Below are 24,125 nucleotides of genomic sequence, written 5' to 3'. Positions count from 1 at the left end.
AATGCCCCAAGATAATGCCGGTATGGTGAAATTGGTATACACGACGGATTCAAAAATTCCTAAGTTACTAATTTATAAAGAATTTTAATGAAAAGCCTCGATTCTTATCGAGGCTTTTCTACATTCAGAATATGCAAAAATACAACCTCCATCACACTTCAAAATATCTCTTCTCAATTCCTTTTATCTCTTCTTTACTGACAACTTCCTGTCCAACTTAAACATAGAACAGCAAAACCAGAACCTAAGCTTTACTAGTCACTGCGGTCAAAGCGGTAAACCGAAAAGCGTTAGTGTGTCTCCAATTTAGAATATCCTCAAAGCTTGATGGTTAGATGCTCAAGACAGCAAAACCGAAAAGGTACTGTCACGCTACTGTCGGAAGCGGAGAACAGCACCACCGAAGTACTATCTAACTCAAAAATTTCTGGGGCTTCAGAGTGATTACAAGCTATGTTTTAGCTCTAATAAACTGTCGTTCTGTTTTGCAGTTCCTTACTACTCCAGTTCGAATTATAGATAAGAAATTATCTCTTACCTCGAACACTCACTTAACTCAGTGTCCAAAATTTCTGGTGCGGATCATGTATACAGTTACCACCAAAATAGACAATGCTCAGTTCACTATTACACAAACTAACGTTGATAAAGATCCAAACATGACAGGTCATTTCGGTGAGTTATCAGTTAATACTTCAACCATATCGCTAGGTAAAGATAGTATCACCCTTAATGGAGAGGTTCTTAAGCTTAAAGTCATCTCGCTTGCGGCTGATGGTAGTAAAATTGCTTTATTGATAAACCAGAAACTATCAGGTACTGAATATCACCTTGTTGACATATTAACAAAGTGATTATGGGCTAGGGCAATATTTAATAGGGAAATCGCCGCCCTTTAAATTATGCAGAGTTTTTGGACTATTGATTTCGGCGCAAAAACGAGCCACAAGCTTCCCTCTAGTCATCCCGCGACTGCGCAACTTGAAAGCATATGTGAATACCTTAGTTAACCACTGAGGTATTCACATGAGTAAACTATTCAAATTTACCCCAACTAAACTTAACAACATTCCTCCCCACGATAGACGGTCTAAATCCACCAACAATGAAGTCTCTGATACCGAAGTGCAGGGCTTGAAATTGCTTATCGGCAAATCTGGTAAGAAGCGCTTCCTACTAAGGTTTATATCGCCAATCTCAAAGAAAAAATCCAGCATTGCACTCGGTCAATGGCCAGATGTCGATTTACCCACTGTTCGAAACAAAGCTCGTAAGTTAAAGGTACAAATCGCCGATGGTATCGACCCTAAACTTGAAAGGGATAAGCAAGTCGAAACTCAAGTACCGACCTTATACGACTTCTTTCACGATACCTTTATTGTTTCTAAGAAAAGCAAAGGTAAGAAAACGTGGCGTGATGATATTGCTAGGTTTGAGCACTGGAAGCACCTACATACGAAGCCTATCGATAAGATAACAGGAGTCCATCTTCATCAAGTTCAAGCAAAGCTACTAGCAACAGAGTATCGCCCCGGCAAGAAGTACGCAGCAGCCACTGTAGACCGCACCATTGCCCTGATGAAAACTGTTCTAAAGGAAGCATACCGCCTTTTAGACATACCCTACATTGGCGATAAGGTGTCGCTTATCAATCCAGATAACATGAGGACTCGTTACTTAACCATGGAAGAAACAGCCGCAGTGATACGTACATCACGAGATTACTATTGTCGTGTGACTGGAAACTTCATAGCGCTTCTGTTTCTTACCGGATGTAGGGACTCTGAACTTCGAACCCGAAAGTGGAAAGATATCAGCCTCATTGATAAAACCATGTTCGTTCCTGATACCAAGAACGGATCTAGTATGACGGTGCCGCTGACGCCATTTATGGTCGAACTGTTCCGGGAGCTATTAAACATGAGACAAAAAGGCAATCCATACGTCTTCTTTGGTCGAAAGGAGAGAAGCTACATATCACAACCGCGCAATGCTTTTACGCGTATCAAAGAGAGGGCTGGGATCAAGAACCCTCATGAAGTTTGTTTTCATGTGGCACGTCATAGCTTTGCTACAAATTTAATAGAGAATGGTGTTGATGTTTTAACAGTGCAGCGTCTCATGAATCATAAAGACTTGAATAGCACCCAAAAGTATGTCAAACATTCCCAACAAAAACTGCTCAATAGCTCGGACACTTTGTCTTCGGTATTGAAAGAACAGGCACCAAGACTGGCACATCGTATCAGTTAGATAGTTTTAACCTTAAAATCAAACATATATAAGAATTATATATACGCCCCTACCAGCTCTCGCTAGTAGGGGCTTTTTCGTATCTGGAATAAGGGAAAATACATGCAAGTAATAAAAAGTTTTACGGAGTTAATGGCATTGAAAATGGCGAACTCTGATAAGGAAAATCTAATTGGTCATTTAGCTGAAGTGACAGATGGAGATTTAAATGAGTTAGAGAAAAGTTGGGACGAAATAGGCATCACTCTGATTTTGTTCGATGAGAGTGATACCAATCAAGACCTCGATCATATGGATGAACAAACCAAGCTCCTGATTGATTTCGTTATTAACCTCCCAGAGTACGTGCTGCTTATCGGCTCTATGGTCATTGCTCTAGGGGTTCTTAACGATCATGGCTCAGGTTGTTACCTAGCCGGATACACCAGTACTCAGCTCCATCCAATTCAGACGCTATTGACTCAGGTTGATGGCGAGTAGTCACTCACGCAGCAATATTTCACATTATCACCGACAGGAGAATATCTATGAACCAACGCAAAGTAGACCCAGACTTCCCTAATGCTGGCACTCAAGATGAGCAGCACCAAGAGATTAATCATTTCGAACAAATCGTATTAACAGGTGCAGCGCCGAAACTAGCAGGGACTGGCAAGGTCTTGTACGAAGTGGCGTTGCATAATGAAGAAAAGCAACTCTATTTCAGGATTGCAGGGCAGGAGGGTGGCGCAGGGCTCCATTCAAAAGAGTGGCTACCCGTTATAGCAATGCTTGAACTGATAGAAGCGCAGAAAGATAAACCATGGAAAAGTCAGCTGTACAAGCAGTTGTTTAATGGAGGTTCAGCAAACAACCATTCGTTCTGTTCTGTAATAATTCGGGACTTAGGTTTAGCATCAAAAACGGATTCATCTCGCTACTTACATGTACTTTCAACAGACTTCGAAGATAAGAAAAGTGCATTACTGGCACTCGCCAAATCTCAAACCACATCTAAGAAAAAATAGTTCTACCAGACAGTAAGACGACAGAAGAAATTTGCTAGGTCGATGAGTTGTAATCTGTTTACTTCATCAGGCGATTACCACCAACGAACGATGAGTAATACAGTCACCACTGATATCACCACTCGACGGATTTCAAATTTCTTGAGTTATCAGTGGAAGAGTTAATGACGGGTTCAGAATGCTCACTTCGAACCAAGCCACTTCCCAATTTTCATACCGCGCACTACACAAGAGTGCATCCCTAACAAACTAAAAGAGAATTCATTATGAACTTAACTTTTGACGTTGAGCGTCTTTTGTTACCGATATCAACTAGTCTTCAAGATACTTTAAACCGAGTGATCAGTGAATCAGGCAAATGGACACCCATGATCCAATCGATCGTGATTAACTTCCGAGATACAAGCTATAGCTCTGAGAACGGTGGATACCACCCTATTGAGATTTCCATTAGTAGACTTGGTGACCAATGGGTTTTCGACTACATCACTGACTTTAGTTACTGTGGATTGATGCCTGAACTTGAGAAAGAAATCGACTTTGATTTTGGTCATGGTGTGGCTTTCATTCGATACATGGGTGAAGTTCCCATTACTGAATCCAGTGTCGCTGAGTTCTATTCGATGTGGGAAACCAACTTTCTAAGCTACATCGGAATGGACTGCTTTGATGAGATAAAAGTCACGGTGGATTAGTCCATCACTAACGAATCAAGTTGAAAGCACCATGTATGCACCATAAAATCCGCCTCTCACTTCCTAGTGAAATCAAGGCTTCCCATTGTGCCATGTAACTTATGGGGTGATGGGAAGCCTTTTTCATTGGGGTAGCCGGTGTTTTGTTATTAAAGACTCCCATTGCTATCTGGAAGCAATGGGAGCGAGTGTTTAGGTTTAGCTATGGCGCGTAACGTATAGAGGTATTGAGAACAACTTCCCCGGAGGTTTTTCATAGTCATCTGTTCTAATTACAGCGCCAAGAGCGCACCTTAATTCAATGTTTACAGCTCGGAGTGAAAACTTGGTCATTTTCACTGTTGGCATTAGAAACAAGGTCGAAATGGGTGTTTCACTGAATGACAGAGATAAGCATTGATTGGAATAGGAACTTGTCATTTATAAGCTCAATGACAAGTTCAATCCATTAAAACATTCTCACTAAAATAACCAAGTTATCTGACTCAAGATAACCACCACAGCGACATTGGTGATATCGACGATAAACAGATATGGACTGGATTCAGTGATTTGAAGCAGAGTTCTAGCATCAGCTCTCATAGTAATACCCCTATATATTCAACCTGCTCAAAGCGCAGTTATTTATTAGTTAGTCACCGTTCGCTGAAAAACAGCATCGTTTTGAGTCTTCCCTTAGCTGGTATCGGTTCGAAGTTTGGTAAAATACCCCAGTTCCCATATCTAACATCGAAAGCTTAAAAACCGGTGCATAGTTGTTTCTTTATGGCATGGAGTGACTACAACAGAGAACAGAAACAACATTATGTCTTGGTAGTTGCATTTCATCTCAACGAACCATCAACAAACCCAACGACGTACTTCAATCTACTCTGTGTCTTCTACTTGGTTGAGTCTAGATAAACTTGGAGTTCTTGCTTCAACAAGTAACGTATCCAATCAGGTGAGAGCACCTCTGCATGAGGTAGCCACGTTTTAAGTTGGCGTATTAACTCTGGAATGTTCTTGGTTTGGTGACTAATGAACACATCCCCTGAATCCAGCTCTTTCAATACTTGGAAGTCATCAGCGTTACCTTCATTTAAGAAAGCTTCCACGACTTTAACGCTCATCTATATAAGAACTTCAACGGGATTGAGTCGTTCATCTTCATATCCACAACCAGTTAGCTTCTGCTCAACGCTAGAGTCGGGAGAGTATTTATCCTTGTAACGCACTAACTCACGAATCTTAGCCACTCTGAGAGACTCTAGGCGGTTTCTCTGTGTCCCGACAATGAACCACAATCTGCGTTCATTCAACAGTTTGTAGCTGTGGAACTCATCGTAGGTTTTCCCTTCATGGCTAAAGCTAATCACGTTTCTTCGTTGTATCGATTCGATAAGTTTCTCGAACACCGAAGCACATTCACTAATGTCCTCGACTTGTGGGTTCTTGAAGAGAAAGGGTGGTGTGGTTTTATTGTTCAATACGCCATTACTTAGATAGTGCTTACCTGAAAACAACGTATCGAATCCCATGTTTAACAGCAGGAGAGATAGCTCGTTATTGCTCTGTCTGCTTAAGAACTTAGGGTCTAACGAGTAACAAGATCCGTCACGTTGTATAGGTAGGTAATTTAACCGTTCATTGAAGTCACGATTTAACGTCCTTCTTGCCACCCCAAACTCACGACTTAAATCTTCCAGATGTAACTTCTCACCTGTATTTAAACGGGTAAGGATAATGCCAAGTCGTTTCGCTAGTTTGTCATGCTCTTTCATTCTACGCATTGTAGATAGGTCACTCGTCAGGTGGTGTCGCACTGAGAAAGAACCTGATTATTTCTAGTTAATTTTTATAAGGTTACTGATATTGCTATAGCTTTCATCGGTTACCTCAAGGTATGTCTTACAAGGCATTCATCAATCATTTCAATATTTCTACATCTGAGCGACACACCCTGTCGTTCACCCTCTTTAAACTAATCATCCATCACGTTAACGCCGTCTTTATCGGTGGCGTCATTACGTATTTAAGGAAAAACAACAATGAAAACATCAATCATCCTGTTAGGTCTAACTTCGCTATTCGCATCTTCGGTATTCGCAGGTGGCACGTTCTGCGGTAATCCGGGCGATATCTCTAAAATGAAAGAGCTACTAGAGCCACAATGGAATGGTAAGGCTGGTATTCAGAATACAGCGTCTTACGGTGTCATCGTGCAATGGAAAGCCGATGTCTGCGGAACTCTGAATGGTCATGTCACTGATGTGACTCAATGCGGCTCTGATACCCCGAAAGGTAAAGCACAATAAAATTTGTTGCGGAGCTTGGCTCACGATACCTCAGTTTCGAAATTGGAACTCTCTAGGCTGAGGTATCAATGAGCTCCGCAACACCCAATAAACCAACAAGAAGGTGCCTTTACATGGCGATTAAATCAATAAAAACATTAGTTACAACCTGTCCTGCATGTGGTGAGCGTGCATATGATGATGGTAGCTGTCAGGTGTGCGGTCACTCTCACTAAAGCGGCTTTAATAAAAATCGAAAGGGTCATGTTCTGCATTGAGCATGGCCCTTTCTTTGTTTGTAGCAATGAAAATTGCAGAGAAATAGAGGTAATACAATGATGAATTTATTAACACTGGGGCAATCATCGTTACCGATGAAGGCTATTGAGATTGAGCGTGAGTATCCAACGACTAAGGTGAAAATTCGCCCTAGTACATCCGGTTCAGAGCGTGGGGCTTTGATTGGAATGTCACTTGGTGCTAGAGCATATGGTGTTCAAGGCGCTGCGGTTGGTCTAGTCGTTGGTGGGGTCGTGGGCGCGTGTGTAGGCCCTGAAGATTAAAGGGGATTCAACATAGAAACAGGTATGACGTTATCAGCATTAAGCCGATAACGTCATTATTGATAATCATCAAACCTTTTTTTCACCTCTGTGAAGTACCAGTTCATGTTCTCGTTGAAGCTTTCCCATTTCCAGACTCACCGTGAATAAATTTTTTTGAAGAGGATTCTATAAATATAAGGGGTGGCTTAACTGCGTTAACCCCCTCACCCCTTATATTTATATCTATATCAGCGGATAAATCACTCACTGATACAAACATACACACACGAAAGAATGGATGGTCATTATCAACCATCACCCCTGATTTTAAACACAGCGCCTTCAAATACTCGAATAACTTCACGACAACCCCAATTCGTCTTCTTAGACAAGCATTGAGCAAAGTAACCTCGTATTCTAGCGATATCAGGTATAGCACCATGCTCAGACGCAACATCACAAACGGTGGTATCAAATTCAACAAGGCGTGCTTTCTGACCTTGATTAGCCTTGATAATCACTCGGGCTTTAAATTCTTCTACAAACAAATCAAACGTACTCATATCTCTAATTCCTCATGAACGACATCACCCAACAGAAAATCGTGTGGGCTAATTAAAATTATTACTAATTTATTGTTGAAACGACGGCTCGAGAAAGTGAGAGTTATTTTAAATTATACGCGCTAAATAGGGTGGTTTGTCGCAGATGGAGTCTTGGTAAGCGATTGTTTTATAGTGACTAAATTGTGTGTCTGGAATATTTATATGGGTAAGAGATTACCCGCGGCATTCTTTCATGTAATCAAGATGCTTAATTTCCCCAGCTTTACCCCATGATTTGATGAGATTGACTGACTCCATTGCCGTGATGGATTTCCACCAAGTGGAAGCTACCCAAGAACCTAGGTGCCTAATTAAGCATCAATATCCACTCCTGTATCTGTCAATCTGATAGGCGGGTAGATGACCACTCTAGACTGATTACAGATTTAAATTGAGAGGGTAAATACAATCAAAGAAAGGTTGAGCTAATACTCTTACCCATATAAATCTATTAGGTCACTAACTAACGTACTATTTTTAATGGTTTTTATTGCTAAATGACCTGCGCAATAGCACTGAAAAATGCGCATGATGTGATGAATTTCGTTGATTTGTGAGTTGCAATACAGTGTCGGTATATAAAATCAATATGATGTCCGTCTATTCATTTAGGGATATCAAACAAATGGCTGAAACAAAAAGTAAAACTGGTTTTATCAAGACACCTAGTGGTGTTGAACGCTCAATACAGACAATTCAAGGTGCTTTATTGTGCGAGGAGACAATTGTTTTACTTGGTAAGCACTCTAAAACAATCGATTTTAAGCAATACGATAGTGAAAACGTTGCTGGTGAAGTATTTAAAAAACTCGCTATAGGGTTACTAAACGGGGTCGTTCAGAAAGGGGACCATTTCATTGAGTTACCTAATGGTAACTTATTGCGTAAAGGGCAAATCATGGCGATTGAACTAATTACATCGACCTACAAGGGGTTTATCTTGCGTAATGACAGTGATGAAATTGTTGATTTTGTGAGTCTGCCAGATGAAAGTCAGCATGAAATTTTCAAGGATGAATTACTAAAAGCACTAGAGGTACAGGTGTCTAAAACTAAGGTCTACCAACCTGATTGGGATAAGTTGGGTTTACGTTAATTGAGCGACGGGCTAGGACACATTTAGCCTTATCCACTTTCTATCAATATTGGTGTTTAGTATGACCAAATCACTATCGTCTTCAGATAATGCTGAAAAAGAATATGTCTCGACGACTTCTTTCTCACCTATATTAGGTGCTCAGGCTACCGAACGTGCCACTACGAGCGCGCAGCTTCAGGATTTTATTGATACTTGGCGTTATCGCTTTGAGCCCGAGTATCAACGAGATAGTACGCTTGAGTTAGGTGAGTATCTAAAAAGTAGAAAACAACCCATTAAAGAAGAGGGCGTTGTAGCTAAAGAGTTAACCGAGCACTTGTCTGCTCGTAAGTCTCGGTTTAAATATCTACAAGCACAGGGTGGGAATGTTCATATCGGTATTGATACCGAATTTGAATATGATGAGGAAAACGAATGTAACCTGATTTTATCTTATCAATACTGTCTACTTACTGCTGATGGACGCGAGTTTAAGGGTGTTGATTACCCTAAGAGCACTAAGAAAGAAGATCGTTTTGATTTTAATGATTATATTTTCAAGATCATTAATCGAGCCAAGAAACATGGTTGGATCAGTGAGTATCCTGAAAAAACCTTCATCTATGCTCATTTTATGAGAGCCGATCTTGCGTCATTTCATGCTTATTGGAATATCAAGAGTAACAAGCTCGATGCGGCAAAAGATGCGGTTAATAGTGCTCGCGGTGATTATGGTTTGGATTTACGCGCAATTGGTGCTTCCCAATATAAACCTAGATTCGTTTCCTATAAGGACAACAGTAAACGGACAGTGAAGACCACGTTACATCTTAAAGATACGCTATTTCTCTCTCCCGGACGCTGCTCACTTGATGTTATTGGTGATGCCATTGGTATACCTAAAATCAAGATCCCTGATGGTTACTCTATCGAAAAAATGAGTAAGTTATTAAAAGAAAACAAAGGGGTGTATGAGCAATATGCCATTAGAGACGCAGAAATTGCGGTTAAATATGGACGTTATGTTGAAGATTTTGCGCTGACGGAACTCAATGATGTGTTTGAGGATGAAGGTAGCGATGAACAACGCCCTGCCTCCAATCGTATTAAGTATTTGCCCAACACATTAGGAAACTTATCGGTCTCCCTGTTTAAGAATGTCTTTGCTGATGACTATGCAAAGAAAGTTCAGGTAAATGATGACTCGGTGTTACCCGCTAGTGCGTCGTTGAATAACATTTTTGGCATGGAAGAAGTGATCTCTTATAAATGGGATGAGCGTAACCACCGTTCGATCCCTAGTAAGCTTCTTGTTTTGTCAGGTGAGCGAGATCGAAATGAGGCCACCGCTCGCCGGTGTTTTTTTGGCGGGCGTAATGAAGATTACTATTTTGGGCCTTCTCCAGTTGGAAAGATCAGTGATTGGGATTTAGCTGGAGCGTATACGACGGGGCTTGTAGATATTTTACCTGTGAATTATCGTGCCGCTTTCTCATCAACCAAGATTGACGATTACCTTGGTCATGTTATGGGCTTTGCCTATGTGAAGTTCAAATTTAAAGCGGGGACGAGATTCCCTTCGTTGCCTGTACGAACAGAAGTCTATGGATTGTATTATCCGCTAGAAGGGGAGACTTATTGTACTGCTCCTGAAATCGCCGTGGCCTATAACATGGGCTGTGAAATTGAAATACTCTACGGTGATATTATCCCGTGGGCAGATGATGCAGAGCCTGTTTTTGAGCCCTTTACCAAGGTCATTCGTAAGCTGCGTAAAAGGCATAAAGGGACGTTTGAAGAGAAAATTGTGAAAGACGTAGGGAACACGTTATATGGGAAAATTGCCTCCGGAGTGGGGTTTCAACGTAATAAATTTGATACGAAAACAGGCTTGAGTAAAGCATCGGGCACTTCTCCTGTGACCAATTCATATTTTTCGTCCCATGTAACTGGTTTTATTCGCGGTGTCTTATCTGAGTTATTGGCCAATGTCGATGAGGGGGTGACGGTTTACAGCGCGACAACAGATGGGCTACTTACTGACTTGGATAATGCAGACTCCATGCTGATAGATGTGTACCGTGTCAATGGTAAAACCTACCAATCCACGACCGCTCGATTTAAAGCGTTATGTGCCATGTTTGGTGACGATGAAGCACTTGTTTTAAAGCATCAGGTTAAGCAAATCATTGCCATGAAAACCCGTGGTCAACTTACCGCCGAAATGATGGAAGATGATGGGGCTAATTCAGATATGTCAGGGTTATATAAAAAGCCTGTTACTGCGAAGGCAGGTATTAAACCTCCTCGTGATTGTCCAAATGAAAATGATTGGATGGTAAATCTATTCTTAAACCGACAACCGTCTGAAAAAATAGCCAATAACTGTATTGTCTCTGAGCGAGATATGTATCTGCATGAATTAGATTTAATTGAAATTAAGCATGATAAGTACTTAAATCTGGATTTTGATTTTAAACGACGTCCAGTGAACCCCTCTATGTTGGATGTTCGCAACCCTGTGACAGGTGAAGTGGTCAGTCATCTAACTTTTGATACGGTGCCATGGCAAACCCATATCGAAGGAGAAAAGGCTCGTTCTGCGTTCGACGGTTGGCGGAAAGGACAGTTAGTCGGTAAGAAGCCTAATCAAGAGCGAGTCGGGGGTAATTGCCTTAAAACAATGGATGACTGGCGTAACTGGATGGACTTTTACAAAATAAAAGCGGTGATGGAGGTAAAAGGACAAAAGTATGAAGATGATAGCTCTGAAGGTATTTTTAAGCGTTATGTGATGACCGCGATAACGAATGATTTATGGGGTATGACTAAAGATACGGTCGATGGTGTTAAGCGAACCTATCCGGATTTAGCAGAACTGTTTACTCGCGCCGGATACTCAACGCTAGGTAAGGACTTTAGTAACGCTAAAGGGCGTCAAGTTGTTGCCAATATGATGCCTGCTGCACCTAAATTAATCCCAATGCTTATTTGGTTGATGGGAGAGTTTCCGGACATGGAGGTGGAGATGTTTTTCATGCCTGAAGAGTTGGATGGAGTGATGACGTTGGTTGCATCTGCAAGGGATAAGTGATGTTTGTGGCCTCTTCCTACTGTAAGTTGGGTGAGGTCATTGTTCATGCGTACCAAGAATCAGACATGGTTGTATGTGTTGTTCATTCCATGGTTATGTGCAGGTCCCGCTTGAGTCATTTTTATAGCGATGTTGGTTGATGAATTTGGAGGTTGTCTTGGTTGAACCCATGGGCTTAGGTCGTGTTTTTACGTCAGTGTCATGTCGTGGTTCGGTGGTGCTGTTCAATCTTCTATTTGCGGTAAGGTTCTAAAAAACTTCCCGCCGTTACTAACATTTATATAATACAACACCCCCTCTTGGCCGAGTTATTAAGAATAATATTATAGATATAAATTTCTAATCACTGACGTTTGAGGGGAGAGTGTTGCCATCAACACATTTGCTTGTTCGGTTACTGTGTGGGCTTAAATACCAATTTCCGATAATTAGGAAATTGGTCCATTCATTTCAAGGACTTCCCTGTACGCTTCGTCACTTCGCTGTAAACGTCGTCAATTCCTCTGGTTGATATTTACATTTGGAGCTCTGATAGCGCTGATAATCGTCTTTTGAGTGGCGAGTTCGGTATCTCTTGCGGTGCCGCTGGCAGTACCACTAATGAAGTTGTGTTTGAAGTGAGTTCGGACGTCGTTTATTTAGTTAGAGAACGGTGAAGCTATTTATTATTCTCACTATCTATCATTTGTGTTTTAATGCACTCAAATGCTTATTGGTAGAGGGTTGAATGGCACGACGTAAAGATGGGATCATATGGTGGTTTCACTTCTGGAGCAATTACTTTCGTTGTTGATAAGTGCTTGTGGCTTGTTAATGGTAGTAAACTGGTGATCATGGTGGAAGGTGGGCGCGCTTTCTGAATAAATCAGCAATACCTGAACCTGAGAGTGTCAGTAGCTGAGCCAAGTGAAGTGGCTGTGATAGCTTTCCTTTTTAATCAACGGCTTTTGATTTTTTGTGTGATAGGTGGGCTTTGTGATGTTTGAATTTATTATATGGTTCGTGTTTGTAGCGCTCGGTTTTGTTCTTGCTGGGAAAAATGAGCGTTCACCGTTGTTATGGGGAGGAGTATGCTTTTTATTAGGACCTGTTGGAGTGATTATTCTTCTAGTTCTAGGTAAAGATTATGCGGCTATCGAGCGTAAGGCGGTTAGTCAGGGAAAGTTAAAATTCTGCCCTAACTGCAAAGAGCTAGTAAAGTATGGTGCACGAATTTGTAAGCATTGTCATTGTGAATTACCAAAAGAGGTAGAGGGTAAAGATCGAAGTTATGAATTCTATCGAAAAGAAACTTACTATGATCCACGTTATAAGAGACGTCAATGTCCTAATTGTTCTTCTGTAATAAAAAAAGGCAGGGTGTGTTGCTTTGAGTGTGGAGAACTAGATATCCTTAAAGAGTATATTGATCAAAACGAAGTAAAGTAGACTAGTTACGAGAGTAGCATTATACAAACTATCTTTCAGATCGAACGCTTGATGGGTGAATTTATTGAAGCTGTAATATAGTAATGTTCATTTTTACTAAATACAGGTTTTGTATGTTCCTTGTAGCGTAACTCACTTTATTCAGCTATGTTCAGGGATTTAATTGGCTAGGTTTTAATCTTTATCGGGATATCATATATGAGAAATGTTTTACTAATCATCCTACTCTCCACTTTTTTCGTGCAAGTTAGTGCGGCGACCCTAAATATCAATAGTAATATGTCAGTTTGGTGGAAGTCTTCAAAAGAAGTCAGAGCAGAAACAACTTTAAGCTTAGTGAAAAATATGGATCGCAAGGGAATTTTAAATCCCCAATCTGAGTCAAATGCAAAAATATCAGCGAATTTGATGTCATGTGCTGAAGCGTCAACGGAAGGTTTAGATAGTATCAATAACTCTCAAAGTATCGGTACGGTTTTATTGCTATGTGTATACCAGATGAATTATATGCGTTAAACGGTTGAGCTTCCCTGATGGTTAAAGAGTGGTATGTTATATAGGTTGATTATATGGGAAGTTCCTTAGAGATAATCTGAGGTTTCAGAATCAATTAAGGTGTATAACTGTAAACCGCCACGCCCGAAGGCAACGTGATTTTGAAGAGGTAGTGTGTTGAAGCGATTGGAGGACTGTTTGAGGGGCTGTATATGGTTTATCAATTCCGTCGCCAGCTCTGCGGTAGCATCTCCAGCATCTCAATAGCGATTACGATAAGGGCGTCATAGAACAAGGCACCAAGTCGGCGCATTACTCCTGCTGGTGGCATTGTGTTTGTTGATGTCATGGTGTTATTACTTCTTCAAAAATTTAGGCGTCAGAATATAGTCTAAGGCTTGGCGTGAAAAGAGACATGACGCACAGCTTATGACTTAGTGGCGAAATTATCGGCAAACACACATGAATTCAAGTTTTTATACTTGCCACATCAGTTCGCATACGTATAATGCCAAACATCGAAAGGGCAATGCCCCAAGATAATGCCGGTATGGTGAAATTGGTATACACGACGGATTCAAAATCCGTTGCCTTCGGGCGTGGCGGTTCAAGTCCGCCTACCGGTACCATATTTAAATAACAAAGCCTCGACTCAAGTCGGGGCTTTGTTATTTCTGAATCCCCAAAAAGAAAAAAGCGCGAGGGGTATGCCTCGCGCAAACTACTACATGGTGATAGTAGGAACAGTCTATAGAGCTGTGAACAAGGTTTTCTGTGTATTTGGAGTCCACTCGGCTTGTGATACGTGTGGTACGTTTACTAGGTAACGTAAACCTTGATATGTCACTACTTCACTTTCCTCATAAGCAACGTTTAGCGTCCAATTGGTTGCTGGGTCGGCATTAGTCCAAAGGCTAGAGGTTGAAGATGGCGCCCAGTCTTGTTGTGCAACGTGTGTCGTTACGGCTTTGTAAACGGTGCCTGAGTGAGTGACGTAATCGCCAGCTGCGTATGCGCTGCCAACTTGCCAAACCGGAGTGTAGTTATCCATGGTGTCGAAGACATATCCTGCTTCTTGAGCTATTTGAATGAACTTAGCTAACTTAGGTAAATTTTTGGTTGCTCCCATACCACGTTTACCATCTTCAAATAAGAATTCATGCGTTAACACGATCACTTTGTCTGCGTGTAACGGCGTACCACAAGGAAATTCTTGTGCTTTGGAGTTGATAGGATTAATGGTAGTTGGTGCACAACTATTAAGCGCTGCATTAACATAGGTAAGGAATGGTTTTGCTTCTGTTAAGCTGTTTGCTGGCATCGCTATGCCCCAGTTCTCAGGTGCCCAGTCTAAGTCCCAACCATGGGTTTGGTATCCATTATTCGCTAAGATGTTTTGCACTTCAATCGAGGCATTAACACTGTTTGAGGGGTTTTCAGTGTCACAGAAGTAACCAGGCTCCCAAGGTTTAAAATCATCAGATGTTGCACATAAACCATCTGCCTTAAAGTTCTTTGTTACACGCCAGCCATTGGTGTAAGGCAGTCGAGCAAATTCCTCTCCACGATAGTTTGGATAGCTGTTGATACTTGGTAAGTATCGTTCTAACACGGCTAAGTTTTCGGTAAAAGTACCCGCATCATGAGCAGGATCTTGGTAAGAGTTGATTTGATGATCGCCGGTTGAATTACACTCTGCGCCACTGTTAGGGCCAAACTCTTCAACACAGTTATGAATCATGTGTGCGTAACTGTGGTTAGCCACGATATGCCCCGTATCAAGAGCAAGTTTTAAGGCATCTAAAGCACGATCTTCATTTTCATCACCAATGCCATCTAAATGCCAAGCATTAAAATAAAAAGTACCTTTAATACCTTGTTCATTCAGCACATTAATTACATCGATAGATGCATTAATAGGGCCGTCATCGAAGGTTAAATATATGGTACCTTTTGGTGCTTCTTGGGCATGAGAAAATTGAGATAGGGCAGTGCCTAAAAGTGTAATCATAGCCAGTTTATTTAATTTCATTTTATATTCCTTAGTAGAAATTAATTATGACGTTGTCAGAAATAATATATTGATAGTTATAAATATAGGTTGTTGCTTTTAATTTCTTTCTGGCTTTTATCCTAGACCTAAATAATTAGTAAAAAATAGGCCGTATTTTCTAAAGTGGGATTCAGTTCACGAACAATGCAACCGGTTGCGCTTTTTTGAGTTGGTTATTTTTGCTACAATTTTTGCAGGTTGAAATTTACACAATGGGAGTAAGGCTATGAAAAAGATCCTTTTATGCTGTAGCGCAGGAATGTCGACCAGTATGCTGGTTAAGAAAATGGAGCAAGCAGCTGAAAAACAAGGAATTGTATGTGAGATTAATGCTTTGTCTGTGAACGCGTTCGATGAGGCTATCAAAGAGTACGATGTTTGCTTACTTGGTCCTCAGGTTCGTTTCCAGCTAGAAGAACTACGTAAAACCGCACAAGAGCATGGTAAAAATATAGAAGCGATTTCCCCCCAGGCTTATGGAATGATGAAAGGGGAAGAAGTACTACAGCAAGCTTTAGATCTGATTAACTAATTCAATAATTTTAAATATAAATAAGAGTACCACTGAATATTAATGTTTGGTGCGGGATTCTTTTGTCTGAAAATAAGGATGGACTCTATGAAGCTTTATGATGCGATTATAGGAATCGTCGAAAAGCATATAGCCCCAATAGCGGCTAAAGTGGGTAATCAGCCCCATGTTAGAGCAATGAGAGACGGGTTTATTGTGGCAATGCCGTTTATTATTGTCGGTAGCTTTATTTTGATTTTTGCTTTCCCCCCATTTGAAGAGGGTACCTCGTTTACTTTAGGTCAAATATGGTTGGACTTTGCGACGACGCATTTCGATACTATTATGATGCCGTTTAATATGTCGATGGGGATAATGACCATATTTGTCTCGCTTGGGGTCGCCTATAGCTTGGCTAAAGCGTACAAAATGGATGGAATCACCAGCGCAGTATTATCGCTCATGAGCTTTTTATTAGTTGCTGCACCTGCAAAAGATGGTGCCTTGGCGATGAAGCACATGGGTGGTACTGGTATCTTTACTGCTGTCATGTGTGCTTTCTTCTCGGTAGAACTCTACCGCTTTATGAAGAAGCATAACATTACGATTCGTATGCCAGAGCAGGTCCCACCTGCAATCGCTCGTTCTTTTGAAGTTCTTTTACCTGTCTTAGCGATTTTCATTACGTTATATCCATTAAGTATTTTTGTTCAGACTCAATACGACATGCTGATCCCAGATGCGGTGATGGCAATGTTTAAACCACTGATCAGTGCTTCAAATACCTTACCAGCGATCATCGGCGCGCTGCTTGTTTGCCAATTATTATGGTTTGCAGGCATTCACGGTGCAGCGATCGTTGTTGGACTATTGTCTCCAATCTTCCTTACAAATATTAGCGTCAACATCGATGCGTTTGTTGCCGGTCAACCAATTCCAAATGTATTTACTCAGCCCTTCTGGGATTTCTACATCTTCATTGGTGGTTCGGGTGCAACTCTAGCGCTAGTCTTGTTGATGTCTTTCAGCCGTTCAGCGCACCTCAAAAGTATAGGTCGCATGAGTGCGGTGCCGGGTTTCTTCCAAATCAATGAACCGGTGATCTTTGGTAGCCCAATTGTGATGAACCCAATTTTGTTTATTCCATTCGTTTTCGCGCCAATCTTAAACGCAACCATCGCTTATTTTGCTATACATCTTGGTTTTGTTGGTATGGGGGTGGCGACAACACCTTGGACAACCCCTGCAATCATAGGGGCCTCATGGGGTAGTGGTTGGACGTTCTCACCAGTGTTGTTGGTTATTGCTCTTCTTATTCTCGACCTTTTCATTTATTTACCTTTCTTCAAAATGTTCGAGAAACAGGTGCTGGAGCAAGAGCTACCAACTAATAAAGAAACGAAAAATGCAGAAAAACCAACAGGCGAAGGCGTGACAGCCTAATGATTATTTGGGCTGTCATTTGGCAGCCCTCCTTTCTGGAGAGAAGATATGGAACAAGAATTAGTGGTAATGGAAATTATCTGTAATGCGGGCGAGGCCAGAAGCTTAAGCTATGAAGCATTGCGTCTATCTAGAGAAAAAGATTTTGCAACGGCTGAAGAAAAGCTATCCCAAGCAAGAGAATGTATTAACAAGGCGCATTTGGTTCAAACTCAACTAATTGAAGAAGATCAGGGAGAAGGCAAAGTGCCAATGACCTTAGTGATGGTGCATGCTCAAGATCACTTAATGACCACAATATTGGCTCAAGAAATGGCCGTTGAAATCGTCGCATTGAACAAGCAACTTGCAGAGAAGTAGGGAAGCAATTATGTCGAGAGATGCAATCAAACTTGCCATCATTGGTGGTGGTAGTAGCTATACACCAGAACTCGTTGAGGGCGTTATCAAGCGCTTGGAATTTCTACCAGTGAAACAAATGCACTTTGTTGATATCGAAGTGGGGGCAGAGAAGCTCGAAATCATCAAAGGGTTAGCTCAGCGTATGGTTGACAAGGCTGGCGCCGATATTGAAATCAAAGCGGGATTTGATCGTCGAGAAGCCATCAAAGGTGCTGACTTTGTAATGACTCAATTTAGAGTAGGAGGCTTAGCTGCACGAGCTAATGACGAACGTATCCCCATCAAGTATGACGTTATCGGTCAAGAAACCACTGGGCCAGGTGGCTTTGCCAAAGCACTACGAACCATCCCTGTGATTCTCGATATTTGTAAAGACATTGAAGAGTTAGCGCCAAATGCATGGATGCTGAATTTCACAAACCCAGCAGGCTTAGTTTCTGAAGCAGTGAGTAAACACTCCAAAGTGAAGAGTCTTGGCTTGTGCAATGTACCAGTCTCGATGGAGATGATGATCGCTGAAATGATGGATTGTGAGCCAAAAGAATTGCAGCTTGAGTTCGCAGGTTTGAATCACTTGGTATGGGTACACAAAGCATGGCTTAGAGGGGAAGATATTACTCAAACTGTATTGGAAAAAGTCGGAGATGGTGCCAACTTCAGTATGAAAAATATTTGGGAAGAGCCATGGGACCCTGCTTTCCTTAAAGCTTTAGGTGCTATTCCTTGTCCTTACCATCGCTATTTTTATCAGACCGACGCTATGTTAGCAGAAGAGAAAAAGAGTGCTAGGGAGCAAGGTACCCGTGCTGAACAAGTCATGGAAACAGAATCAGCCCTTTTTAAGTTGTATCAAGACCCTAATTTGGACCATAAACCGAAGGAACTAGAGGAACGAGGCGGAGCTTATTATTCCGACGCGTCATTGAACCTAGTTGATTCGATTTATAACAACCGCAACAGTATTCACGTCGTTAACGTGTTAAATAATGGGGCCATTAACAGTTTGCCAGATAGTGCTGTGATTGAGTGTAGTGCAGTGATTGGTAGTTGGGGGGCAAAACCACTCGCGGTAGGGGAGCTATCTAACAACATCAAAGGTTTGCTCTATCAAGTGAAGGCTTACGAACAATTGGCGATTGAAGCCGCCGTTGAAGGCAGTTATGACAAAGCACTTATGGCGTTGACCAATAATCCGCTAGTGCCTGATATTGGTCGGGCGAAATCCATTTTGGATGACATATTAAGAGTCAATGCGTCATACCTTCCTCAATTCAAATTAACAACGTTATAGATAAGGTTGTATCGTCATGAAAGTGATTTTTAACGCAGATGACTTTGGCTTAACGTCAGGAGTAAATATTGGAATCATCAAAGCACACCAGCAAGGCGTTGTTAACTCGACCACTATGATGGTAGGCATGGATGCAGAGAAGCATGCTGTTGAGTTGGCGAAACAAAATCCAGATTTAAAAATTGGCGTGCATCTGCGTTTTACAGCGGGGGATCCAATAACGGGGCACCCTAATCTTACCAACAATAAGGAGGAGTTTGTTAGTTACGCTGACCTGTGGAAGAAACAAGATTTCGATGCCAAGGTAGTGTATGAAGAAGCTGAAAGTCAGGTAGAGCATTTCCTTGCTTTAGGTTTATCCCTGAGTCATCTCGACAGCCACCATCATGCACACACTCACCCTCAATTACTGCCCGTAATTAGGGAGCTTGCTGCAAAGTATCGAGTGCCTTTACGTGGGAGTGGACTATGCCATGAAAGTAATTCTACTCGATATTTCTTTACTGATGAGTTTTACGACCAGGGCGTGAATTTAGATGGACTAATGAGGAACTTGCTCAGACTAAAGGCTCAATACGATATTGTCGAAGTGATGTGCCATCCTGCAGAAATCGATAAACCTCTAATACATAAAAGTGGTTACGCATTACAGCGAGAGTTGGAGCTACAAGTACTGACCTCTTCGATACTTAAACAGGAACTTCTTCAGTGTGGTATCGCAGTCACGGATTACTCTGCACTTAGTTCTTCTCATCAAGCCGTCAGTGTATGATTTAGGCTGCCAGCGTCGACCCCCTATAATCACCTTACGATTTGCTGGTGGCCGCTTTATTTTTGGTCTCCCTTTTCAATAAAACAAGTAGTTGGATTAAGTAGTCATATGGCAAGGATTAAAGATGTCGCCGAACTCGCCGGAGTAAACCGCTCTACCGTTTCTCGTATTATTAATGGGGAGGGTAAGTTTCGAGACGAGACAAGAAAAAAAGTCGAAGCGGCCATGGCACAGCTCAATTATCGCCCAAGTGCTATTGCTCGCTCTCTCGCTACTTCATCAAGCAACATGGTTGGCTTGTTAGTGACCTACTATACAGGTGGGTTCTTTGGGGAGATGATGGAGCAAGTTCAAACTGAATTAGACACCCATGAAAAGTTCCTGATTACCGCGCAAGGCCATCATTCTGCAGATGGTGAGCGAGAGGCGATTCAACGTTTTCATGATCTTCGCTGTGATGGGTATGTGCTCCATAGTCGCTACCTTTCTGATGATGACTTACGTGAACTTGCCAAGTTGCCGACACCATTTGTATTGCTAGATCGCCATGTAGAAGGTATTGAAGAACGATGTGTTACGTTTAATCATTATGGTGCGAGTCGTATTGCTGTAGAGCACCTTATAACAAATGGTCACAGAAACATTGCTTGTATTATGGGACCTTCACAACGGCATAATAGTTTGCTGAGGAAGCTTGGTTATGTCGATGCAATGACAAGCGCAGGGATTGAAATTGATGAGAGCTGGTGTGAAGAAGGGGATTACGGACGTCAAAGTGGTTACGATGCAATGGCTGCTATATATAGACGACATCAAGAAATGACCGCCCTTTTTTCTTGTAGTGAGGAGATGACGGTTGGCGCTATGCAATTTCTACATGAACATAAAATCCCGGTCCCAGAGAAAATCTCGATGGTGAGCTTTGATAGTGTTGATTTATGTGAAAGCCTTTATCCAACGGTATCAGCAGTACATTTCCCTATCAGTGATATGGCTAGAGCCGCAGTACAAACACTTATGGGACTAGTAAAGGATCAGCAATTAGAGAACAAGCTGCTCTTTGAAACTCATTTGAAAATACGCAAAGCAGAGAGGCCCATATAGCTTCTATTTAAAGCCATACTGCACACCATCTACATGGCGTGTTTATTGATGAATTCGTTTACAAAATCTATTATTAAAAGATTATAAAGAAAAGTCAGTAGTGGAAAAGTGGCAGACATTAAACTTACAGTAGATCGCACCCAGCCCGGCCTACATATACGACTCCCCCTAAAATGGAATGACCCCCCATTTTTATTCACAGCTTCAAAATAAAAGATGACGCTCAAGTGAAAATAATTCGGCATCTTGGGATTAAGCATGTCTATATAAATCTAAGTCAAAGCGATACTGCACCTTTACCTTCTAATCACGAGATAGAGAAAGGGGCCGATTCAGATCTACAGATAAGCCTTGAAACTGAAAGGATGTGGAAAGATAAGCATGAACGTATCGAAACCCTAAGCTCTTACCGTCGTAGAGTCAGTCATTGTGAGAAAGAATTGTCGCAAGCATCCTCAATAATGATTGATTTACCATAAATTTCGTTGTGCGAACTAAATGGGGGAGGTTGTACTCATCCTGTCCAGGTTTTGGTTGTGCGAGTGTCATGTGAATACTCGAAAGTTAAGCCGATACATCTAGATCTAGTTGCTGACAACCTGAGAACAAAACAGGTACCTGTAGATCTAAGTAAGTATCGGTAACCTTCACGCTTTCAAAATTCGTTGCCTTCGGGCATGGCGGTTCAAGCCTGCCTAGCGGTACCATATTTAGATGACAAAGCCTCGACTCAAGTCGGGGCTTTGTTGTATCTGGAGAGCAGAAAACGTTGCCTTCGTAGTAGCGGCAGGAACGCCTGTCCAATCAGTCAGTTCTTATTGTGCCATTCCAAAATATTATCGTTTCCGTTCGTAATGCGATTCCTTAGTAAATTAATTATCTTAAATCAGAATGTTATCTGTCATTCTCACGTCTATTGTCTATGTTTAAAGGACTAATAGAGGAGAAACATATGCTGACAGTAACCCCTTACTTGTTTTTTGATGGTCGTTGTAGTGAAGCGTTAGATTTGTATCATAAATGCTTTGGTGGTGTTGTTTTATCGAAGCAACTCTTTAGTGATGCTCCTCAGGTAATAGAGGGGGCACAACCTAGTTGGGTTATGCACGCTGAGTTCGAAGCATTTGGTATGAAGCTCATGATGTCTGATGGCGTTAAAGCTAAAGAACTTGAAGGGAACAATCTGGCACTTTCCTTGGTTACCGAGGATACCGCGACTCAAGAGAAAATTTTTGAGAAGCTTAAACAAGGAGGGCGAATAATGACGCCACTCGCAGATACGTTTTGGGGCGCTAGATTTGGTAAAGTGGAAGATAAGTTCGGTATTCGTTGGATGGTGCATTGTGATTCTTTAAGTTGAACCTGTGAAATTGGATAGTGAAATTCCCGTGTGGTTTTATTAGAATTATAAATATAGATTATTAATCAATATTATATAAATATGGGCAGCATAAAGATTACTGTAGATCGCATCCAGCCCGGCCTACACATACGACTCCCCCTAAAATGGAACGAACACCCATTTTTATTCAACAGCTTCAAAATAAAAGATGACGCTCAAGTGAAAATAATTCGGCATCTTGGGATTAAGCATGTCTATATAAATCTAAGTCAAAGCGATACTGCACCTTTACCTTCTAATCACGAGATAGAGAAAGGGGCCGATTCAGATCTACAGATAAGCCTTGAAACTGAAAGGATGTGGAAAGATAAGCATGAACGTATCGAAACCCTAAGCTCTTACCGTCGTAGAGTCAGTCATTGTGAGAAAGAGTTCGAGCGCTCGCTTGCTCGAATGCGTTCAGTAATGACAAAAATTCGTAACCGACCTATAGATGCGGTAGGAGAGGTTAAAAGTCTAGTTGATGATATTGTTGAAATACTGGCAAGTGACGATAGCGTTACCTTACATCTTATGAATGCTAAAGCTGACTTTGAAGACATTTACTTTCATACATTAAATGTCTCTGTCGTTGCGTTAATGATAGGTAAAGCTAAAGGCTACAATACTCAACAATTGAAAGCGCTTTCTTTTGCTGCTTTGTTCCATGATGTAGGAAAGATCAAAATACCAGCTGCAATACTTAGAAAGCAGAGTACGCTGACAGCACCGGAAGAGAATTACCTAAAACTTCATACGAAATATGGTGCTGATATTGTCTCTGGAATTGATGACTTTCCTGAAAGTGCCAAAAAAGTAATCGTTCAACATCATGAAATGAATGATGGCTCTGGTTATCCTGAAGGCTTAAAAGAAGAAGAGATAGATGAACTTACCAAAATAGTTTCAGTGGCTAACGCATTCGATAATCTTTGTCATGGTAAAGCGCAATCTCAACAAATGATCCCATACTTGGCATTGTCCCACTTATATAAGAACTGCAAACATCTATATAGTCAGGATAATTTGAGCCTATTAGTTAAGTTCATGGGAGTCTATCCGCCGGGTACTGTCGTGCAGCTTTCCAATGAATCAATTGGAATCGTGATTTCGGTTAATGCCAAACATATGCTTTATCCGAACGTACTGATCTATGATCCTAGCGTTCCAAGAACCCAAGCCCCGATCATTGACCTATTTACTAAAGAGATAAAAATTGTCAATGCAGTTAATCCAAGCAAGTTACCGGAGCAAGTTAGAGAATATCTAAACCCTAGGGCTCGTTTATCTTACTTTTTTGATAATTGCGAGTAGTTATCCACAGGTTGTTGTGGGTAGTTTGTTCGAAACTTGGGTTGAAAGTTGTATAAATGAGCCCTTGGTTGAAATGTCTTCACTTAACCTCTTTTTTTAATAAAAAAACGCATTTAATGCTTGCCAATAAAAGCTGCATCTCTATAATGCCGCCTCACTGACACGGTAGACGCCATAAGGCTTCAGCGAAGAATGTTGGTAAGGCAACTAGCTTAAAGCGTTTAAACGCTCCTACTTTTAAAAAGTAGAAATTAATTCCCAATAAGTGTTTGACACTAAGAATTAAAACGCTAGAATGGCCGTCCACTTCGAGAGGCTCCTTGCTTAAAAGGAACGCTCAACAAGTGAAGCTCTTTAACAATTTAAACCTATCAATCT

General features: G+C 41.4%; 23 protein-coding genes, 1 tRNA gene and 2 pseudogenes. 21 read left to right on the top strand and 5 right to left on the bottom strand.

Annotated elements, in window-relative coordinates:
• Positions 1-584 precede the first annotated feature (584 nt).
• The 5 genes from AB6D80_RS20195 (at position 585) to AB6D80_RS20175 (ending at position 3,955) form a co-directional block, all read left to right on the top strand.
• Complete coding sequence (locus AB6D80_RS20195; RefSeq protein ID WP_372189408.1) at positions 585-854, top strand: hypothetical protein; 270 nt, start codon at positions 585-587, stop codon at positions 852-854.
• Positions 855-1,026: 172 nt separating this feature from the next.
• Entirely contained in the window at positions 1,027-2,253 is a 1,227-nt protein-coding gene (locus tag AB6D80_RS20190) for a tyrosine-type recombinase/integrase (RefSeq protein WP_372189406.1), read from the top strand.
• 102 nt (positions 2,254-2,355) lie between these two features.
• Positions 2,356-2,733 (top strand): hypothetical protein, encoded by a 378-nt coding sequence (locus AB6D80_RS20185; RefSeq protein WP_372189404.1) that lies wholly within the window; start codon positions 2,356-2,358, stop codon positions 2,731-2,733.
• A 47-nt stretch (positions 2,734-2,780) separates the two neighbouring features.
• Entirely contained in the window at positions 2,781-3,260 is a 480-nt protein-coding gene (locus tag AB6D80_RS20180; RefSeq protein WP_372099328.1) for a hypothetical protein, read from the top strand.
• 266 nt (positions 3,261-3,526) lie between these two features.
• The gene (locus AB6D80_RS20175) at positions 3,527-3,955 is read left to right on the top strand and encodes a DUF2787 family protein (protein WP_372189402.1); all 429 of its coding nucleotides are present in this window, start codon (positions 3,527-3,529) and stop codon (positions 3,953-3,955) included.
• An 881-nt stretch (positions 3,956-4,836) separates the two neighbouring features.
• Here the strand turns inward: AB6D80_RS20175 and AB6D80_RS20170 are convergent.
• Both AB6D80_RS20170 and AB6D80_RS20165 read right to left on the bottom strand, forming a co-directional pair.
• Positions 4,837-5,067 (bottom strand): WYL domain-containing protein, encoded by a 231-nt coding sequence (locus AB6D80_RS20170; RefSeq protein WP_372189400.1) that lies wholly within the window; start codon positions 5,065-5,067, stop codon positions 4,837-4,839.
• Complete coding sequence (locus AB6D80_RS20165; RefSeq protein ID WP_372189398.1) at positions 5,068-5,727, bottom strand: transcriptional regulator; 660 nt, start codon at positions 5,725-5,727, stop codon at positions 5,068-5,070.
• 258 nt (positions 5,728-5,985) lie between these two features.
• Between AB6D80_RS20165 and AB6D80_RS20160 the strand changes: the two genes are divergently transcribed.
• Positions 5,986-6,252, top strand: a complete 267-nt coding sequence (locus AB6D80_RS20160) for a hypothetical protein (protein ID WP_372189397.1) — start codon at positions 5,986-5,988, stop codon at positions 6,250-6,252.
• A gap of 314 nt (positions 6,253-6,566) precedes the next feature.
• Positions 6,567-6,794, top strand: a complete 228-nt coding sequence (locus AB6D80_RS20155) for a hypothetical protein (RefSeq protein ID WP_102557042.1) — start codon at positions 6,567-6,569, stop codon at positions 6,792-6,794.
• 290 nt (positions 6,795-7,084) lie between these two features.
• Here AB6D80_RS20155 and AB6D80_RS20150 read toward each other — a convergent pair whose 3' ends face one another.
• A complete protein-coding gene (locus tag AB6D80_RS20150; RefSeq protein ID WP_004735348.1) occupies positions 7,085-7,339 on the bottom strand; it encodes a hypothetical protein in 255 nt (84 codons plus the stop codon).
• Between the two features lie 667 nt (positions 7,340-8,006).
• On the opposite strand from AB6D80_RS20150, the gene AB6D80_RS20145 reads away from it, so the two are divergent.
• The 4 genes from AB6D80_RS20145 to AB6D80_RS20130 all read left to right on the top strand — a co-directional run bounded on the left by AB6D80_RS20145 (position 8,007) and on the right by AB6D80_RS20130 (position 13,497).
• Positions 8,007-8,477 carry a hypothetical protein gene (locus AB6D80_RS20145; RefSeq protein WP_372064681.1) on the top strand — a complete coding sequence of 157 codons (471 nt, stop codon included), beginning with the start codon at positions 8,007-8,009 and terminating at the stop codon, positions 8,475-8,477.
• Positions 8,478-8,538: 61 nt separating this feature from the next.
• Positions 8,539-11,553, top strand: coding sequence for a DNA-directed DNA polymerase (locus AB6D80_RS20140; RefSeq protein ID WP_372189395.1), 3,015 nt, complete (start codon positions 8,539-8,541; stop codon positions 11,551-11,553).
• A 975-nt stretch (positions 11,554-12,528) separates the two neighbouring features.
• Positions 12,529-12,981 carry a hypothetical protein gene (locus tag AB6D80_RS20135; RefSeq protein ID WP_372049244.1) on the top strand — a complete coding sequence of 151 codons (453 nt, stop codon included), beginning with the start codon at positions 12,529-12,531 and terminating at the stop codon, positions 12,979-12,981.
• 198 nt (positions 12,982-13,179) lie between these two features.
• Entirely contained in the window at positions 13,180-13,497 is a 318-nt protein-coding gene (locus tag AB6D80_RS20130) for a hypothetical protein (RefSeq protein ID WP_372189393.1), read from the top strand.
• 232 nt (positions 13,498-13,729) lie between these two features.
• Here AB6D80_RS20130 and AB6D80_RS20125 read toward each other — a convergent pair.
• Positions 13,730-13,825 (bottom strand): annotated as a pseudogene (locus AB6D80_RS20125) (RDD family protein); the annotation flags it as partial.
• Positions 13,826-14,020: 195 nt separating this feature from the next.
• Between AB6D80_RS20125 and AB6D80_RS20120 the strand changes: the two are divergent.
• Positions 14,021-14,105, top strand: a tRNA-Leu gene (locus AB6D80_RS20120).
• A gap of 119 nt (positions 14,106-14,224) precedes the next feature.
• Here the strand turns inward: AB6D80_RS20120 and AB6D80_RS20115 are convergent.
• Complete coding sequence (locus tag AB6D80_RS20115; RefSeq protein ID WP_372189391.1) at positions 14,225-15,508, bottom strand: carbohydrate-binding protein; 1,284 nt, start codon at positions 15,506-15,508, stop codon at positions 14,225-14,227.
• A 247-nt stretch (positions 15,509-15,755) separates the two neighbouring features.
• On the opposite strand from AB6D80_RS20115, the gene AB6D80_RS20110 reads away from it, so the two are divergent.
• From AB6D80_RS20110 to AB6D80_RS20070, 9 genes and pseudogenes are all read left to right on the top strand, one after another.
• Positions 15,756-16,061 carry a PTS sugar transporter subunit IIB gene (locus AB6D80_RS20110; RefSeq protein ID WP_029225390.1) on the top strand — a complete coding sequence of 102 codons (306 nt, stop codon included), beginning with the start codon at positions 15,756-15,758 and terminating at the stop codon, positions 16,059-16,061.
• Between the two features lie 87 nt (positions 16,062-16,148).
• On the top strand, positions 16,149-17,483 hold the full coding sequence (locus AB6D80_RS20105) for a PTS sugar transporter subunit IIC (RefSeq protein ID WP_017100048.1): 1,335 nt from the start codon (positions 16,149-16,151) through the stop codon (positions 17,481-17,483).
• Between the two features lie 48 nt (positions 17,484-17,531).
• Positions 17,532-17,843, top strand: a complete 312-nt coding sequence (locus tag AB6D80_RS20100; protein ID WP_017100049.1) for a PTS lactose/cellobiose transporter subunit IIA — start codon at positions 17,532-17,534, stop codon at positions 17,841-17,843.
• A gap of 10 nt (positions 17,844-17,853) precedes the next feature.
• Complete coding sequence (locus AB6D80_RS20095) at positions 17,854-19,176, top strand: 6-phospho-beta-glucosidase (protein WP_371702437.1); 1,323 nt, start codon at positions 17,854-17,856, stop codon at positions 19,174-19,176.
• 16 nt (positions 19,177-19,192) lie between these two features.
• Positions 19,193-19,948, top strand: coding sequence for a chitin disaccharide deacetylase (chbG, locus tag AB6D80_RS20090; RefSeq protein WP_371702435.1), 756 nt, complete (start codon positions 19,193-19,195; stop codon positions 19,946-19,948).
• Positions 19,949-20,056: 108 nt separating this feature from the next.
• Positions 20,057-21,052 (top strand): LacI family DNA-binding transcriptional regulator, encoded by a 996-nt coding sequence (locus AB6D80_RS20085; RefSeq protein ID WP_135444679.1) that lies wholly within the window; start codon positions 20,057-20,059, stop codon positions 21,050-21,052.
• A gap of 108 nt (positions 21,053-21,160) precedes the next feature.
• Positions 21,161-21,516: pseudogene (locus AB6D80_RS20080) on the top strand (DUF3391 domain-containing protein); the annotation flags it as partial.
• A gap of 488 nt (positions 21,517-22,004) precedes the next feature.
• Positions 22,005-22,412 carry a VOC family protein gene (locus AB6D80_RS20075; RefSeq protein WP_372189388.1) on the top strand — a complete coding sequence of 136 codons (408 nt, stop codon included), beginning with the start codon at positions 22,005-22,007 and terminating at the stop codon, positions 22,410-22,412.
• A gap of 81 nt (positions 22,413-22,493) precedes the next feature.
• Positions 22,494-23,747 (top strand): HD-GYP domain-containing protein, encoded by a 1,254-nt coding sequence (locus AB6D80_RS20070; protein WP_371702433.1) that lies wholly within the window; start codon positions 22,494-22,496, stop codon positions 23,745-23,747.
• The last annotated feature ends 378 nt before the right edge of the window (positions 23,748-24,125 follow it).

It is taken from the genome of Vibrio sp. 10N.247.310.17 (assembly GCF_041466605.1).
GTDB lineage: Bacteria > Pseudomonadota > Gammaproteobacteria > Enterobacterales > Vibrionaceae > Vibrio > Vibrio tasmaniensis_A.
This window is presented reverse-complemented; position numbering and strand designations above follow the sequence as displayed.

What these genes read in the sequence shown, in the direction of transcription:
- AB6D80_RS20195 (WP_372189408.1), top strand. Translation starts at nt 585, where the DNA reads ATGTATACAGTTACCACCAAAATAGACAATGCTCAGTTCACTATTACA.
- AB6D80_RS20190 (WP_372189406.1), top strand. Translation starts at nt 1,027, where the DNA reads ATGAGTAAACTATTCAAATTTACCCCAACTAAACTTAACAACATTCCT.
- AB6D80_RS20185 (WP_372189404.1), top strand. Translation starts at nt 2,356, where the DNA reads ATGCAAGTAATAAAAAGTTTTACGGAGTTAATGGCATTGAAAATGGCG.
- AB6D80_RS20180 (WP_372099328.1), top strand. Translation starts at nt 2,781, where the DNA reads ATGAACCAACGCAAAGTAGACCCAGACTTCCCTAATGCTGGCACTCAA.
- AB6D80_RS20175 (WP_372189402.1), top strand. Translation starts at nt 3,527, where the DNA reads ATGAACTTAACTTTTGACGTTGAGCGTCTTTTGTTACCGATATCAACT.
- AB6D80_RS20170 (WP_372189400.1), bottom strand. Translation starts at nt 5,067, where the DNA reads ATGAGCGTTAAAGTCGTGGAAGCTTTCTTAAATGAAGGTAACGCTGAT.
- AB6D80_RS20165 (WP_372189398.1), bottom strand. Translation starts at nt 5,727, where the DNA reads ATGCGTAGAATGAAAGAGCATGACAAACTAGCGAAACGACTTGGCATT.
- AB6D80_RS20160 (WP_372189397.1), top strand. Translation starts at nt 5,986, where the DNA reads ATGAAAACATCAATCATCCTGTTAGGTCTAACTTCGCTATTCGCATCT.
- AB6D80_RS20155 (WP_102557042.1), top strand. Translation starts at nt 6,567, where the DNA reads ATGATGAATTTATTAACACTGGGGCAATCATCGTTACCGATGAAGGCT.
- AB6D80_RS20150 (WP_004735348.1), bottom strand. Translation starts at nt 7,339, where the DNA reads ATGAGTACGTTTGATTTGTTTGTAGAAGAATTTAAAGCCCGAGTGATT.
- AB6D80_RS20145 (WP_372064681.1), top strand. Translation starts at nt 8,007, where the DNA reads ATGGCTGAAACAAAAAGTAAAACTGGTTTTATCAAGACACCTAGTGGT.
- AB6D80_RS20140 (WP_372189395.1), top strand. Translation starts at nt 8,539, where the DNA reads ATGACCAAATCACTATCGTCTTCAGATAATGCTGAAAAAGAATATGTC.
- AB6D80_RS20130 (WP_372189393.1), top strand. Translation starts at nt 13,180, where the DNA reads ATGAGAAATGTTTTACTAATCATCCTACTCTCCACTTTTTTCGTGCAA.
- AB6D80_RS20115 (WP_372189391.1), bottom strand. Translation starts at nt 15,508, where the DNA reads ATGAAATTAAATAAACTGGCTATGATTACACTTTTAGGCACTGCCCTA.
- AB6D80_RS20110 (WP_029225390.1), top strand. Translation starts at nt 15,756, where the DNA reads ATGAAAAAGATCCTTTTATGCTGTAGCGCAGGAATGTCGACCAGTATG.
- AB6D80_RS20105 (WP_017100048.1), top strand. Translation starts at nt 16,149, where the DNA reads ATGAAGCTTTATGATGCGATTATAGGAATCGTCGAAAAGCATATAGCC.
- AB6D80_RS20100 (WP_017100049.1), top strand. Translation starts at nt 17,532, where the DNA reads ATGGAACAAGAATTAGTGGTAATGGAAATTATCTGTAATGCGGGCGAG.
- AB6D80_RS20095 (WP_371702437.1), top strand. Translation starts at nt 17,854, where the DNA reads ATGTCGAGAGATGCAATCAAACTTGCCATCATTGGTGGTGGTAGTAGC.
- chbG (WP_371702435.1), top strand. Translation starts at nt 19,193, where the DNA reads ATGAAAGTGATTTTTAACGCAGATGACTTTGGCTTAACGTCAGGAGTA.
- AB6D80_RS20085 (WP_135444679.1), top strand. Translation starts at nt 20,057, where the DNA reads ATGGCAAGGATTAAAGATGTCGCCGAACTCGCCGGAGTAAACCGCTCT.
- AB6D80_RS20075 (WP_372189388.1), top strand. Translation starts at nt 22,005, where the DNA reads ATGCTGACAGTAACCCCTTACTTGTTTTTTGATGGTCGTTGTAGTGAA.
- AB6D80_RS20070 (WP_371702433.1), top strand. Translation starts at nt 22,494, where the DNA reads ATGGGCAGCATAAAGATTACTGTAGATCGCATCCAGCCCGGCCTACAC.